Source organism: Leifsonia sp. HAY1-4F (genome assembly GCF_056755275.1).
The window spans coordinates 1-263 of sequence record NZ_JBNDHX010000343.1; the positions used below are offsets into that span (position 1 = coordinate 1).

At 77.6% G+C, this 263-nt stretch carries 1 protein-coding gene; it reads right to left on the reverse strand.

Annotation, left to right across the window (positions count from 1 at the left end):
* Positions 1 to 210: hypothetical protein (locus tag ACPYOG_RS19770; RefSeq protein ID WP_481295819.1), on the reverse strand; the 210-nt coding region annotated here is incomplete at its 3' end.
* Positions 211 to 263: the final 53 nt, after the last annotated feature.

Here is a 263-nt window from a genome sequence, read left to right on the forward strand (position 1 = left end):
CGGCATCGCACCGCTGACGAAGGACTCGAGCGCCGCGTCGCGGCGCGTGACGGCGACGACGACCGTGGTGCCGGCCGGGTCCTCGGCGTCGGCGCCGGAGAAGGCGTCCGGCCAGCGGGTCGTCACGGTCGTGGAGGCGGCGTCGAACGCCCGGGTGGCCGGGGTGCTCAGCGTGCCGAAGAACGCCGACACGTCGCGGGCCGGTGGCATCGGGCTGCCCTTGGCAGTCGGGCCGCCCGGTGGCACGGAGCCCGGCGTCGGGG